At 36.4% G+C, this 15,261-nt stretch carries 14 protein-coding genes; 13 read left to right on the forward strand and 1 reads right to left on the reverse strand.

Features of this window, described 5'->3' with window-relative positions:
* Positions 1-46 precede the first annotated feature (46 nt).
* From J7E81_RS18835 to J7E81_RS18895, 13 genes are all read left to right on the forward strand, one after another.
* Positions 47-1,252: a CDP-glycerol glycerophosphotransferase family protein gene (locus J7E81_RS18835; protein WP_215044865.1), complete on the forward strand. Its 1,206-nt coding sequence runs from the start codon at positions 47-49 to the stop codon at positions 1,250-1,252.
* Positions 1,253-1,491: 239 nt separating this feature from the next.
* Positions 1,492-2,457, forward strand: a complete 966-nt coding sequence (locus tag J7E81_RS18840; RefSeq protein WP_215044867.1) for an LCP family protein — start codon at positions 1,492-1,494, stop codon at positions 2,455-2,457.
* A gap of 296 nt (positions 2,458-2,753) precedes the next feature.
* Complete coding sequence (locus J7E81_RS18845; protein ID WP_215044869.1) at positions 2,754-4,364, forward strand: peptide ABC transporter substrate-binding protein; 1,611 nt, start codon at positions 2,754-2,756, stop codon at positions 4,362-4,364.
* 254 nt (positions 4,365-4,618) lie between these two features.
* Positions 4,619-5,716: a hypothetical protein gene (locus tag J7E81_RS18850; protein WP_215044871.1), complete on the forward strand. Its 1,098-nt coding sequence runs from the start codon at positions 4,619-4,621 to the stop codon at positions 5,714-5,716.
* Positions 5,700-6,596: a glycosyltransferase family 2 protein gene (locus J7E81_RS18855; protein WP_215044873.1), complete on the forward strand. Its 897-nt coding sequence runs from the start codon at positions 5,700-5,702 to the stop codon at positions 6,594-6,596. Before J7E81_RS18850 ends, J7E81_RS18855 begins: the two co-directional genes overlap by 17 nt.
* Complete coding sequence (locus J7E81_RS18860; protein ID WP_215044875.1) at positions 6,589-7,521, forward strand: glycosyltransferase family 2 protein; 933 nt, start codon at positions 6,589-6,591, stop codon at positions 7,519-7,521. The genes J7E81_RS18855 and J7E81_RS18860 overlap by 8 nt, the downstream gene beginning before the upstream one ends.
* A gap of 15 nt (positions 7,522-7,536) precedes the next feature.
* Positions 7,537-8,352, forward strand: coding sequence for a glycosyltransferase (locus J7E81_RS18865; protein ID WP_215044877.1), 816 nt, complete (start codon positions 7,537-7,539; stop codon positions 8,350-8,352).
* 108 nt (positions 8,353-8,460) lie between these two features.
* Positions 8,461-9,336 carry a glucose-1-phosphate thymidylyltransferase RfbA gene (gene rfbA / locus J7E81_RS18870; protein WP_215044879.1) on the forward strand — a complete coding sequence of 292 codons (876 nt, stop codon included), beginning with the start codon at positions 8,461-8,463 and terminating at the stop codon, positions 9,334-9,336.
* A 10-nt stretch (positions 9,337-9,346) separates the two neighbouring features.
* The gene (rfbC, locus tag J7E81_RS18875; protein WP_215044881.1) at positions 9,347-9,907 is read left to right on the forward strand and encodes a dTDP-4-dehydrorhamnose 3,5-epimerase; all 561 of its coding nucleotides are present in this window, start codon (positions 9,347-9,349) and stop codon (positions 9,905-9,907) included.
* A gap of 10 nt (positions 9,908-9,917) precedes the next feature.
* The gene (gene rfbB, locus J7E81_RS18880; RefSeq protein WP_215044883.1) at positions 9,918-10,940 is read left to right on the forward strand and encodes a dTDP-glucose 4,6-dehydratase; all 1,023 of its coding nucleotides are present in this window, start codon (positions 9,918-9,920) and stop codon (positions 10,938-10,940) included.
* A complete protein-coding gene (rfbD, locus tag J7E81_RS18885) occupies positions 10,941-11,786 on the forward strand; it encodes a dTDP-4-dehydrorhamnose reductase (RefSeq protein WP_215044886.1) in 846 nt (281 codons plus the stop codon).
* Positions 11,787-12,127: 341 nt separating this feature from the next.
* On the forward strand, positions 12,128-13,225 hold the full coding sequence (locus J7E81_RS18890) for a glycosyltransferase family 4 protein (protein ID WP_215044888.1): 1,098 nt from the start codon (positions 12,128-12,130) through the stop codon (positions 13,223-13,225).
* A gap of 140 nt (positions 13,226-13,365) precedes the next feature.
* Positions 13,366-14,424, forward strand: coding sequence for a glycosyltransferase family 4 protein (locus J7E81_RS18895; RefSeq protein WP_215044890.1), 1,059 nt, complete (start codon positions 13,366-13,368; stop codon positions 14,422-14,424).
* Positions 14,425-14,515: 91 nt separating this feature from the next.
* Here the strand turns inward: J7E81_RS18895 and J7E81_RS18900 are convergent, their stop codons facing one another.
* A complete protein-coding gene (locus J7E81_RS18900) occupies positions 14,516-15,160 on the reverse strand; it encodes a YigZ family protein (RefSeq protein ID WP_215044891.1) in 645 nt (214 codons plus the stop codon).
* Between the last annotated feature and the right edge of the window lie 101 nt (positions 15,161-15,261).

Consider the following 15,261-nt stretch of genomic DNA (forward strand, 5'->3'; position numbering starts at 1 on the left):
TTATAGATGCATATAAGAGTTGTTTTCAAAATTTGGGGGACTTCTAATGAAAGACTTAAAAAATAAAGTAAAGCAGTTCATTAATTTTTTCTTCTATCTCATCAGCTGTCTGGTTATAAAGAAGAAAAATCGAATTGTCTTTGGAGCTTGGTTAGGTGACAGGTTTGGTGATAATCCCCGGTTTCTGTTTGAATGGCTTGCAGAGAAACATCCAAATGAATTTGAATTAATTTGGATTGGCAAGCCACATATATATGATCAAATAAAAAAGATCGATAACATTACATTCTATAAAAAAAATTCACTGCAGGGACTTTTCAAGTCGATGACAGCTAAGTATGCTTTCTTTTCCCATTCCCATCATGATATTTCCAATTTAAATGTTTTCGGAAATTGCATAACCGTCCAGCTTTGGCATGGAGTCCCTTTAAAACGAATTGGGGACGACTCAATTGGCTATGAAAGCTCGAATGATTTCTTTAGTAACTTTAATAGAAATAAAATGACTAATTATCGTTTTTATATCTCATCTTCTCAAGAAAATTCAAATAAGCTGTTAACTGCTTTTCGACAATTTAGTATAACGGCAGATAAAATTCTTTCAATTGGACAGCCTCGAAACGATTTTTTAATCAATCAAAAGGATTTTACGTCAACGTATAAAAAGAAACTTTATGACCTTTTTCCTGAAATAAAGGATAAAAAAATTATTACCTATATGCCGACTTTTCGTGATAAAACGGCGAACAACTTTTCATTTAAATTATTAACAGGAAAAGAGCAAGAAAAGTTGATAGAAGTGCTTACTAAACATAATGCGGTGATCTTAGAGAAAAACCATTATGCAGAAACAGGGTCTTCTCGGGCCACTTTAGCTCCATCGCCATTTATAAAATCTCTTACGGATGTTCCGTTTGACTCGCAAGAACTGCTTCTTGCTTCTGACATGCTGATTACAGACTATTCGAGCTGCTATTTTGACTTTTTATTACTTGATCGACCCATTATTCATTACGCCTACGACTATCAATCATATGGCAGTATTGATAGAGGTTTTTATTATGACTTAGAAGATGTTTCTGGAGGATCCATTGTTAAAACAGAGGACAAGCTCCTCGAGTCGATCGATAAAAATCTAACTGAACCTAATTTATACAAGAGTAATCGTGACAGTACTATAGCTTTTCTGTTAAATAATGAAAAGGGAATTAGTAGTGAGGAAATTTATCAGCGTATTTTACTTTTGCAGTAAAACTGAATATAATCTTCTAACTCGGTGGTGAGAAGCCTGTTCTCTACAGGTCTCTCACCACCGAGTTTTTTTATGGTGGTAGATACCATATGAGGTTAAAACCATAAATGGTAGAATTAATGAACAAACTCCTAACAAAAACATGAAAATATGATTAATTATTTTTATATGAATTACAAACTCTTCAAAAAATTATATAATGGATTTTGGCAGATCAACTACTGAAAAGGATGGAAATAATGAATAGACAAATCCACAGAAAAAAGAAAAAAAAGTTTAAAGTAAGGAAAGTTCTTTATTGGATTTTTGCACTTTTAATAGGGCTTTCAGGATATATATATTATCAGTACTCACAAGGGATTAAACAAGCTCAGGGTAAATCTATTTCCAATGAAACAGCAAAACAAGAGTTTAATGGATCAAAAAGAGGAAATATGGATAAAGTGAATATTCTTTTGCTGGGGATTGACACCAGAGGAGAGGAAAAGTCACGTACGGATACGATCATGATTGCGCAATATGATCCTAAAAAACAAACGGCAAAAATCATCTCTCTAATGCGGGACATATATGTTGATATTCCCGATCATAAAAACTATAAGCTAAATACGGCTTACTTTCTTGGTGGACCAGAGCTGCTAAGACAAACCATTGAGCAAAACTTTGGTATCGATATTCATTATTATGCAGTAGTTGATTTTAAAGGCTTCGAATCAGTGGTAGATACGTTAGCGCCAAATGGAATTGAGATGAATGTTCAAAAGAGAATGTCCAAAAATATTGGAGTGGTTTTACACCCAGGCTTACAATATTTAAATGGGAAAGAATTACTTGGATACGCCCGTTTTAGATATGATGCTCAAGGTGACTTTGGCCGGGTTGAACGTCAACAAGAAGTATTGAATTCCCTAAAGGATCGAATTATAAGTGTCAATGGTGTAACGAAATTACCAAAACTAGTCGGGACGATTCAGCCATATATTGATACCAATTTAGAGGGTGTTGATCGCTTAGCGATATTAAAGGACTTTTTCCTAAATCCTCCAGGTAAAATTGAATCATTACGTATTCCAGTCGATAACTCCTATACAACGGCAAATTATGATGGGGTGGGCTCCGTTCTTGACATCGATTTTGACAAAAATAAACAAGCTATCGATGAATTTCTTAATGGAACAGAAAGTCAGACCAGTTTAGATAAATAAGATTTACTAAACGTATAAAACGCTAGACTACTATCTTATAGACTATAAAAATAGTCTATGAGGAGTAGTCCTTTTTATGGAAAGATTTATAGTGAGTAGAATCTGGTTACATGTAACCAAATTCAAGTTAAAAGTTGAAGTAAATGAGTAGGTTATGTATATTAGTACATGTCATGTTTAGGCTTCAGAACGATAAAATTCTTGTATAGGTTTGGTACGGCATCTTAAAACTATAAAGGTAAAATGGGGAAAGACTTTATTATAATACTCTAAATAGAGTAATGAGGGGTAATAAGATGAAAAAAAATATAATTCTGATTTTAAGCTCACTGCTAATCTTATCTATGTTTCTTAGCATTTTTTATGCTGCTTTTTTTCATAAAAATAATAATGTGTTGAATCAAAGCGATGAAAATGTCCAAAAAGATCTCCGAATTAACATTGGTTCAGAACCGCAGTCCTTACATCCTGGTCTTGCCGATGATTCTACATCAGGATCAGTCCTTTCACAAGCCTTTGAAGGGTTAACAAGAAAAAATGTATGGGGGATAACGGTAAATGCAGCTGCTAAGGTCATAAAAATATCAGATGATTTAAAAACCTATACCTTTACACTTCGGGATGCAAAATGGACAAACGGTGATCCAGTTGTGGCACAAGATTTCGAATATGCTTGGAAATGGGTTTTGGACCCGGCCAATAAGGCAGAAAATGCCTATCAACTTTATGATATTAAAGGTGCAAAAGCTTATCACGATGGAAAAGGAAGTAAAAGCGACGTAGGGATAAGGGCGCTAGATGACCATACATTAGAAGTTGAACTTAATCAACCGAATTCGCATTTCTTAGAATTAGCTACACTAAGTACCTACTTCCCAATCAATCGTAAAGTAGCAATGGCACATCCTTCTTGGGCAAATGAAGTGGGGAAATATTACATAACAAATGGGCCTTACACCATAACAAAATGGAACCATAATAAAGAAATTTCCTTCGAAAAAAATATGAATTACTGGGATGCCCCGAAAGTTAAAATAGAAAGCATTTCCATGCAAATGGTGAATGATTCAACAAAAGCGTTATCCATGTATGAAAATGGCGATCTCGATGTCATGGTGGCTGCCACTACTAAAACAAAAGAGGATGATCAAGATTTATATGCTCACTCCCTTACTGGTTTATACAAACTTGTCATCAATACGGAAGCAAAACCCTTCACTAATAAGAATATCCGAAAAGCTTTAGCTTTTGCCATTAATCGCCAGGAGCTGGCTGATCATAGTGGGCTTGATGAAGTCGAACCGGCCATGGCTGTCATTCCCCCAGTCCTATTCCCGGAAAATAAGAATAGGTATTTCCAAGATCATGATATAACAAAGGCAAAACAATACCTCCAAACAGGTTTGAAAGAGTTGGGTTATAACGATGTTTCTGCCCTTCCTGTTATTACACTCTCTTTTAATGGAAGTGAATCAGACGAAAGAATGGCCCAAACAATTGTGGATATGTGGAAAGAAAATCTAGGTGTTAAGGTGAAATTGGATAGTTCAGCCCTGAATACGCAAAATAAACAAGAAACCAAAAAAAGTTTTGATGTTTCTTTAATCATGTCTGTAAACGATTATAATGACACACTCCATATCCTTGAACAGAATACTCATTCTTTATTCAATAGGACAGGTTGGGATAACAAGCAATTCGAATCAATGGTAGAACAGTCTAAAATGAACATGGATAAAAACCAACGTCTGGAATTGATCCAAAGAGCGGAATCAGTACTAATGGATGAAATGCCGATTATTCCTATTAATTTTACTACAACTGAAATTATCCAAGATTCAAACTTACACGATATTGCTATTAATAATCAAGGGAATTTACAGTTCAGGTGGGCTTGGTTTGAATAGACTTTTCCTACTGGATTTTAAAAAAAAATGACGAAATATGTTACAATACAACTTAGACTGAATCGTTTCTAGGGTATTGGAATGTTTAACAGGGGGAGTTTGTTATAAAGAATCAACGGTTTTTTCCATCTGCTTTATCGTTACTTTCAATCTTGTCTTATTTTTTATGTGTATTTGCTTTAACTAGACAATTTCCATTTTACCAATTGTCGAAGTTAATAAGCATAAGTCTCATTTTGGTGTTTGTTTTTTCCGTGCCCTTTTTGTTAAAAAATTTCTGGAAAAGTGAAAAATCAATCAAATACTTGTTTATTCTCAATATCGTTTTTTTGACTATCTTGCTGGTGTATTCGATTGTAGTTAAGCATAATAGTCTGTCGTTAGCGCTTCGCTTTTACTCTGTGCTTGTCTTAATACTGGCTGCCTTCTTTTTACCGCCAAAGAAAATTTACGTGAATCTATTTATTTTATTAGCAGTGGTGCAGAGTGTTTTGTTAATCGGGTTTGAAATCTTTATCGTCTTAAAGGGAGACCCGGGATTTGCTGGATATATAAGATCAAAGGTGCTTAGTTTGAAGTTAGGGGACATTTATACCTTTAATAATTATTTTTATCGTGTGCAAATAAAGGGTAATCCCGTATTACCAATTGCCTTTTTAGTTAGCTTATTTGCAATTCAATCGAAACGAATCAAAATCTCTGCCGCTGCCCTTTTATTTGCAGGAACCATTGTAGCGGGGAATTTTGCTTTTATATTAGCCATTTTATTCTTTTTTGGTATGTACCTTGTTATCCTATTTTTTTCCAATAAAAGGATATCTGCCTTTTTGAAAAATTTATTAAAAAGTAGAACGAGAGTATTTTTGGGAGCAGGTGCGGTTTTAGTAGTTCTCTGCGTGGCTGCCTTTGTAATATACCCTTATTTTCAGAGTTTGTTCCTTCTGAAAATGCAACGTTCGATTCCAACTCGTTTTGACCAAGTGATTCATCTTATGAATGATTTAAGGGAGACAACTAGCTCCTTACTATTTGGTCAGGGTTTAGGGAACTTAATTAATGTAATCACAGACTACCGCGACTATCGCAATTACTACTACTATGAATTACAAACTATCTATATTCTCAATCAGGTAGGCGTTTTGTATTTTATCTTCTTCCTAATTACAAAAGTTACTTTTATTATCAAATTTTGGAGAAATAAATTTGTCTATCTAATTTATCTTGCTTACGTATTGTATGCTTTTTCCAATCCTTATTTATTTGATGCAACCAATATTATTGTACTGATTGTATTAAATTCATTAAGTAAACTATATCTAAAAGAAGGTTATAACAGTGAATCGAAAATTTAAGGTTTGTGCTGTTATGGTTTGTTTCTATCCTGACATAGAAGAACTTTCCTCTAATATTAATGCCATTGTTGGACAAGTTGAGAAATTAATCATAGTTGATAATAGTGAAAAGCCAGTTAATCACAATTTTTTAAATGAAAACGATCAGGTCAGTAAAATTGAATGGGTTTCTTTGAAGGAGAATCTGGGAATTGGCGCGGCGCATAATGTAGGAATCAAAATGGCATTGGAACAAAATTTTGATGGCATCCTGCTGCTGGATCAGGACAGTAATCCACCCAAAAATCTAGTAAAGGAACTCGCTTCAGGTATGGAATTTCTGAACGATCAAGGGATAAAAGTAGCTTGTTTGGGCCCGGATATTTTTAATAAAAACACCAATGAAACCTATAAGCCTCTTGTCAATAAGGGAGTAGAATTAAGTGAGGATTTTGTAGAAAAGGATGTTTTGATTAGTTCTGGAAAATTAATTTCGGCAGAAGCTGTCAAACAAATCGGAATGATGGATGAAGCTTTATTTATCGATTTAGTCGACTTTGAGTGGTGCTGGAGAGCAAGAAAAGATGGCTTTAGAGTTTTTAGTAGTAAACGGGTTAGAATGGGACATATGGTTGGGCAGAAAAATGTAAAAATTTTAAATGTCTATAATTTATTAATTCCTTCTCCGCTCAGACACTATTATCAATTTAGAAATACCATTTTCCTTTTAAAAAGGGGTTATGTTCCTCGTTATTGGAAGATAAAAGCACTAATTGAAAGATGTATCGAACTTTTCCTTTACTCTTTATTAATCTCCCCAAGGTTAATCCGATCTCGGTATATCTTTAAAGGGATAAAAGATGGCTTATTCAACAGGAAAGGGAAATTAATTAATGGCTGATCGTATGATAAATATTGATAGCGTATGTGCAATTGTTGTGACCTATAACCCTAATATTGAAGAGCTAAAGGAAAATATGGAATCCGTTGTTCATCAAGTTGGAGGAATCTGCATTGTGGATAATTCTACCGATGTAACTCTCCAGGAAAAGCTGCTGACTTTTCAAGAGAATAAAAAGTTTCATGTCCTATCCAACAAAGGAAACTACGGGATCGCCTTTGCGCAGAATATAGGGATGAAGTGGGCCTTAGATAAGGGTTATGAGGCTTTTTTTCAATTAGATCAGGATAGTAAATTGATGGAAGATACCGTGTTAAAATTAGTAAACGAATATAATTTTTTATTATCCCAAGATAAAAAGATCGCTTGTATTGGACCATTAGCGTTTGATCGTGATAAATCGGAAGATGATGTCTATCACAATTACAATTCAACGAATGAAAGAATTATTAAAGTTCCACAAACCTTAAGTTCCGGTTCCTTAATTCCAAAGGATGCTTTTATAGGCATTGGCGGAATGGAAGAAGACTTATTTATTGATTTAGTTGATTATGAGTGGTGTTGGCGGGCAGAAAAACAAGGCTATTCCACCTATGTAACAAATGATGTAAAAATGGCCCATCGTTTAGGGGAGGACAGGTATCACTTTTTAGGCAAGAGTATTGGCGTCCCTTCTCCGATCAGACATTACTATCAGTTCCGGAACACCCTGGAAATGTTAAAAAGGTCTTACGTGCCTTTAAATTTTAAAGTTAAATATATCCCCATTTTACTTTTTAAGTTTTTCTTTTTCAGCCTGTTTGTAAAACCAAGAGCGGTCCGTTTTAGGATGATGGTAAAAGGGACGATGGATGCACTAAGGGGAGTTAAAGGGAATATTAATGGAGACCGGCCAGGTATCGTCAGGATACAAAGTCATGAATAAAATGGAGTTGAAATAATGAACTTTTCAGTTCTTATGTCCGTATACTTTAAGGAAAAACCAGAGTTCTTAAGAGAATCAATTGAAAGCATGTTACGTCAGACGTTAAGACCAACTGAAATTTTAATTGTATTTGATGGGAAACTCACGGATGAATTGTATCAATTATTAAATGAATATAAAAAGGCAGAGCCAGATTTGTTTAAGTATGTTGAACTAGAACAAAATATGGGATTAGGGAAAGCCTTGGAGATTGGGATTAAGGAATGTACGTATGATTTAATCGCAAGAATGGATAGTGATGATATCTGTCATCCGCAACGATTTGAAAAACAAATAAACTTTATGAAGAGCAATCCTGATGTACAAGTCCTTGGATCATGGATCGGTGAATTTGAAGAGGATGTCGAAAAAATAGAATCGATTCGTAAAGTTCCTGCCAGCTATGAGGAAATTTTAAAATATGCGAAAACACGCTGCCCCTTAAATCATATGACTGTCGTTTACTGGAGGGATGCTGTTCTGAAAGCTGGCAGCTACCAGACCTTAATGTGGAACGAAGATTATTATTTATGGGGAAGAATGTTAAATAGTCATATAAAAATAATGAATTTACCAGAAATTTTAGTCTATGCTCGTGCGGGCGCAGATATGTTCAACCGACGCGGGGGACTAAAATACTTCAAAAATGAAATGGAACTGCAAAAGGAATTTGTAAAAATGCATTTTATCGATAGACAAACGTTTATTAAGAATGTTATTACAAGGGGAGCTGTCAGAATACTTCCTAACTCCTTTAGGGGCTTTGTTTATAAAAGGCTGCTAAGACGCTAAGAAAGATAAAAAAGAACCCTTGATTTCAAGGCGTTGAAAAATAGTAGGAATTACATATTTTTAAAATGTTATTAGCATAAATAACCTTGAATGGGAGCTGAATGAAAAATGAAGGGAATAATTCTTGCAGGCGGCAGCGGAACACGTCTTTATCCATTAACAAAAGTGGTTTCAAAACAGTTATTACCTGTTTATGACAAACCAATGATTTATTATCCGCTTTCTGTTCTTATGTTGGCTGGTATAAAGGATATCTTAATTATTTCTACCCCAGAAGATACAGCACGATTTGAGCAAATTTTAGGAGACGGATCCGATTTAGGAATGAATTTTTCGTATAAAATTCAACCACATCCTGGCGGGTTAGCACAAGCATTTTTAATCGGTGAAGAATTTATTGGCGATGACAATGTTGCCCTCGTTCTTGGTGACAATATTTTTTATGGCCATGGACTGACTGATCTATTAAGAAGCGCAGCTTCAAGGGAAACGGGAGCATCTGTATTTGGATATTACGTAAACGATCCAGAGCGTTTCGGTGTGGTTGAATTTGATAGCGAAGGTAAAGCCGTCTCGATTGAAGAGAAGCCTCTAGAGCCTAAGTCAAACTACGCAGTGACCGGACTTTATTTTTATGATAATCGGGTTGTAGAGATTGCCAAGAACATCAAGCCTTCTCCACGTGGTGAACTTGAAATTACCGACATTAACAAGGCGTATCTAGATATGGGGGAACTCAATGTCGAATTGCTTGGACGCGGTTATGCTTGGTTAGATACCGGAACGCATGCGTCATTGTTAGAGGCATCACAATTTATTGAGACAGTGGAAAAGCGGCAGTCCTTAAAAATTGCCTGTTTAGAAGAAATTGCATATAAAATGGGTTATATAACAAAAGATAAGTTATTAGAATTAGCGGGGCCGTTAATGAAAAATCAATATGGGCAATATTTACTAAAAGTAGCCACTCAAGAATTGAAATGAGGTAGAACGAATGAACGTTATTGAAACCAAGCTTTCTGGTGTTAAAATTTTAGAACCAAAGGTATTCGGTGACCATCGCGGTTACTTTATGGAAAGTTATAATAAAAATATATTCGAGCAATTAGGTTTAAACTTTGATTTTATTCAAGACAATCAATCGCTTTCCGCTCCGGTTGGAACTTTACGCGGATTACATTTTCAATTAAATCCAAAAGCACAAACAAAAGTTGTTCGTTGTGTAACAGGAGCCATTTATGACGTTGCAGTGGATATTCGACAAGGTTCTCCTACATATGGACAATGGGTTGGCGTGATCTTAAGTGAACATAATAAACGTCAGCTGCTAGTTCCAAAAGGTTTTGCGCATGGGTTCTGTACGTTAGTACCCGATACCACTGTTGCTTATAAAGTGGATGAATATTATTCGCCTGAGCATGATGGGGGGATTCTCTGGAATGATCCTGAATTAGGCATTGATTGGCCAACGACGAATCCTATTCTTTCTGATAAGGATACCAAGCACCCAACATTAGCAGAAGCAAAAAATTTAAATTTTATGTTTGAAAAATAGGAGGCACCTTATGAAATTGTTAATCACAGGCGGAGCTGGTTTTATTGGCAGCAATTTTGTCCGCTATATGGTAAATAAATATCCAAACTATCAAATCGTCAATCTTGATTTACTGACCTATGCAGGAAATCTTGAGAACTTAAAGGACATCGAAAATGCAGCAAATTACACGTTTGTTCGTGGTGACATTGCAAACCGCGAATTTATCGGTGGTCTATTTCAAGAAGAAAAGTTTGATTACGTGATTAATTTCGCTGCTGAATCACATGTAGACAGAAGTATTACTGATCCTGGAATCTTTGTTCAAACAAATATCCAAGGGACACTTGCCCTTCTAGATGCGGCTAAGACCATTGGCGTAAAGAAATACCTTCAGGTTTCGACAGATGAAGTTTATGGAACCTTAGGAGAAACAGGCTACTTTACAGAGGAAACCCCATTAGCGGCTAATAGTCCTTATAGTGCTAGTAAAGCTGGTGCGGATCTGCTTGTTCGTGCTTATCATGAAACATTTGGCCTGCCAGTGAATATTACACGCTGCTCAAATAATTATGGACCTTTCCATTTCCCTGAAAAGCTGATTCCATTAATGATCATTAATGCTTTAAACGACAAGGAACTTCCTGTTTATGGAGATGGCCTAAATGTTCGTGACTGGCTTCATGTTGAAGATCATTGCCAGGCAATCGACCTCGTACTTCATAATGGCCGCAATGGCGAGGTATATAACGTCGGCGGCAATAATGAACGCACAAATATTGAAATTGTTCAAACCATTTTAAAACAATTGGGCAAGCCAGAATCGTTAATTAAATTTGTTAAAGATCGTCCTGGCCATGACCGCCGTTATGCTATTGATGCTGCGAAATTACGGAATGAACTTGGATGGAAACCAAAATATACGTTTGATACCGGCATTGAGCAAACGATTAATTGGTATTTAGAAAATAAACAATGGTGGGAAAACATCATTTCTGGAGAGTATCAGGATTATTTTAAATCCCAGTATGGTGAGAGATTAGAGGTAGAATAAATGAAAGTTGTTGTTACTGGAGTGAAAGGCCAGTTAGGCTATGACCTTGAAAAGCAATTAACGGCCAGAAACCACGAAGTATTTGGCCTTGATCGTAATCAATTGGACATTACTGACGAACAAGCTGTGAAAGCCTATATGGAGTCAGTAAAGCCTGACGCTATTTTACATTGTGCCGCTTATACGAATGTAGATGCAGCGGAACAAGACAAAGAAACAGCCTATAATGTTAATGCATTAGGTGCAAAATTCCTTGCCGAAGCAGCCAGCAAGGCTGGAGCTAAAATGGTTTATGTGAGTACCGATTATGTTTTTGATGGTACAGCTTCTGAGCCATATGAGGTAGATCATCCGACCCATCCGCTTGGTGTCTATGGAGAAACAAAATTCGCGGGTGAGGAATTTGTTAAAAAGTCTTTAGACCGATATTTTATCGTTCGAACAGCATGGGTATTTGGCATCAACGGAAATAACTTTGTCAAAACCATGCTTCGTCTTGCAGAAGAGCGTGATGAATTAGGGGTTGTTCACGACCAGGTTGGCTCCCCGACTTATACCGTTGATCTTGCCCGATTTATGATTGATTTAGTGGAGTCTGATCAATATGGTGTTTATCATGCCACTAATGAAGGTGTTTGCTCTTGGTACGAGTTTGCGGTGGAAATTTTTAACCAAGCTGGTGTGAATGTGAAGGTAAATCCATTGACTTCAGAACAATTTCCCCGCCCAGCGGCTAGGCCTAAATATTCAGTTTTAAGTAAGAAGAAAATCACTGATCAAGGTTTTATTCCGCTCCCAAATTGGAAAGAAGCTTTATCAGCATACTTAAGGGAAATTAAAGGTTAATAAGTTATAATGAAAGGGATATGTAAACAGTCGTTTCAGCGACTTTTTAACATATTCCTTTTTTCATACATATTCTTATTGTTATGTAAAAGAGCATCAAACATTTATAAGCGAAATGTAACCTAGTTTGCAATAATTCGTCTAACTAGTGGGTACATAAAAGGAAGTGTGTTAACTAATAGTTTTCAATATTAGAGATTTATTACAAAGTAAATTTAATAGTTTCATTGAGTAAAAGTCTGTGCTATAATCCTTAGGGAGTATTTTATCGAAATTTGGCTTTTTTTATAGTTTAAATCACTACAAGAACAGGTAATGATAAAACCACGGAGGGTCCATTTATGTTATATTTAACTTTATTCTTGTGTTTTTGTGCTTCGATCTTCCTCACACCATTAGTAAAAAAATTAGCTTTTAAAATTGGCGCAACTGACAAGCCCAATCAAAGGAAAGTTCATCAAAAAATTATGCCTCGTTTAGGCGGATTGGCTATTTATATAAGTTTTATCTTAGGAATATTAATTATTAAACCAATTGAGAATTTTCATTTGCCACTTTTACATCCTAATGGAAATGTACACATCGCCATCTTGCTTGGAAGCTTAATTATTATCCTCACAGGTGCAGTTGATGATGTGAAAGAAATATCACCAAAGGTAAAGCTTTTAGGACAAATTCTTGCTTCCTTGGTCATTATCATGTTAGGAGATATTAAAGTGGAGTTTATTAACCTGCCCTTTGGTGGGGGTCGGTTAGACTTTGGGATTTTTAGTATCCCATTCACAATGGTTTGGATTATCGGTATAACCAATGCGATCAATTTAATCGACGGATTAGACGGTTTAGCTGGCGGGGTATCAACAATTGCCTTGTTTGCCATTGCAGGAATGGCTTATATAACAGGTAATCCGTATGTAACGGTTGTAGCCTTAATTGCTGCCGTTTCAACACTAGGATTCCTTGTCTATAACTTCCACCCAGCTAAAATCTTTATGGGTGATACGGGAGCTTTATTCTTAGGTTTCTTAATTAGTGTCCTATCGTTATTGGGTCTAAAAGGTGTTACATTTATTTCACTAGTCATTCCGGTTATTATTCTGGGTGTACCTATTTCTGATACATTCTTTGCGATTATCCGCAGACTTGTCAACAAGCAGCCCTTATCGGCACCAGATAAATCGCACTTACATCATTGTTTGCTAAGATCCGGCTTTTCACATCGTCAAACTGTTTTACTCATTTATGCTATGAGTGCCATTTTTGGACTAGCAGCATTTATCCTTTCACAGTCAACGCTTCTTGGAGCCATTCTTATTATCCTCACAATCTTAATTACCATTGAGATTATTGTGGAGAAAATTGGTCTTGTACGTGAAGATTACAAACCACTCCTAAAACTAATCAGAGGTTTTAGATTAGCGAATGTGCGAAATAAATAGTTATAAAAAAACAGGCGGCCAACATTCAGTTTGGCTGCCTGTTTTTTATATTTTCCAATTGAGATTTCCGGATATTAACATCTCCTAACATGTTTTTTATCAGCATTAATGGACAAACTTATTTTTAAGGAGGATGTTATATGTTTTTTCTTACCTTGATATTATGTTTTGTCCTATCTGTTCTTATTACACCTCTTATAAAAAAGCTTGCATTCCGAATAGGTGCTACTGACAGACCTAATCAACGTAAGGTTCATCAGTCTGTTATGCCAAGGATTGGAGGATTAGCGATTTTTATTAGTTTTATAATAGGAATGATCCTCTTGCATCCTGAAAACCCATCCTCATTACCCATACTAGTTGGCTGTTTTATCATTATCGCTACAGGCTTTTTGGATGACTTGATCGAACTGCCGGCAAAATACAAACTGATTGGGCAACTCGCTGCGGCATGCGTGGTTGTTCTGTGGGGGAATTTGCAGGTTGTCTTTATTAATCTGCCGTTCGGCGCACAGCTTCAATTTGGTTTTTTTAGCATTCCTTTTACGATCCTTTGGATTGTTGGCATTACAAATGCCATAAACTTAATCGATGGTCTAGACGGCCTGGCGGCAGGGGTTTCATCGATTGCCTTAATTTCAATATCAGGGATTGCTTTTATTCAGGGATATTTATATGTCTTCGTCATTGGTTTAATCGTACTCATGAGCACACTTGGATTTTTAATATACAATTTTCACCCCGCTAAGATTTTTATGGGGGATACAGGTGCCCTCTTTTTGGGTTTTATCATCTCCGTCTTATCGCTGCTAGGTTTTAAAAACGTAACCTTTATTTCGTTTATAATTCCCGTCATCATTCTCGGAGTACCCATTTCAGATACGCTTTTCGCAATTATCCGAAGAATCATTAACAAACAGCCCTTGTCAGCTCCTGATAAATCTCATCTCCATCATTGCATGCTAAGAATGGGGTTCTCCCATCGGCAAACCGTGCTGCTTATTTATGCGATGGCTGCGTTTTTTGGACTTGTTGCCGTTATCTTTTCGCAGGCAAGAATTGGCGGTGCCCTCGTCTTAATCGGTGTAATCGTTTTGTTAATCGAAATCATTGCTGAAAAAATCGGCCTAATGGGCAAGGACCATAAGCCGCTGTTGAATATCGTACGAACATTAACAACAGCCAAAGACCGCTCCTAATAGGACAAGGGACTCAAAAATTTGAGCCCCTTAATTTTTTTCCCAATTGTCTAGCCGTTATGGTCCTATTATAATGGACCTAAGGGGAAATTTATTCTTTTGCGTAGTCTTGTTCGAGATAGAGCATTTCACCTTGCTCAAGTGTACATTGGCCGTTGGTTAGTTCAATCATCCAGTCTCTGAAGGATTGGACTTGACTTTCGTCTACATATGTTTCGACCTCGACGGTATCTAAGTAGTGAATTTCTTTTATTTTATAATCGGAGGCGCGCAGTTCCTTCTCAATTTTCCCAAGCCAAGGATACTCAAATTTGGCATGAATGACTTGAGAAAGCTTTCTTTCGACGATGCCTACCGCATCAAGCCCTTCAGAAGTGGCTTTGCCGTAAGCACGGATCAGCCCGCCGGCTCCTAATTTAATGCCTCCAAAATAACGAGTCACAACTACCACAGTATCCTTTAGCTTTCGCTTTTTTAAAACCTCAAGGATCGGCACACCCGCTGTTCCGCTTGGTTCACCGTCATCATTGGCTTTTTGAATGTTGTCATGCTCGCCGATGAGGTAGGCTGAGCAGTTATGCGTAGCATTCCAATGCTGCTTCTTAATGGTTTGAATGAACTCTACCGCTTCATTTTCAGTTTCGGCTCTTTTCAAATGGGCAATAAACCGGGATTTTTGAATCGTAATCTCATGTTCGCCGCCGCTCTGTTTTACAGTATGGTAACGAGGAAGCATAATAAGCTCCCCTCCTTTTTTAAAAAAATATTTGTAATATACCTTTAATATGGTGGTAACCTTCGAATGATATAATAGTAATAGTTCAATAAGTATCCTTA

This window comes from Bacillus sp. ISL-18, assembly GCF_018613415.1.
Classification (GTDB): domain Bacteria; phylum Bacillota; class Bacilli; order Bacillales; family Cytobacillaceae; genus Neobacillus.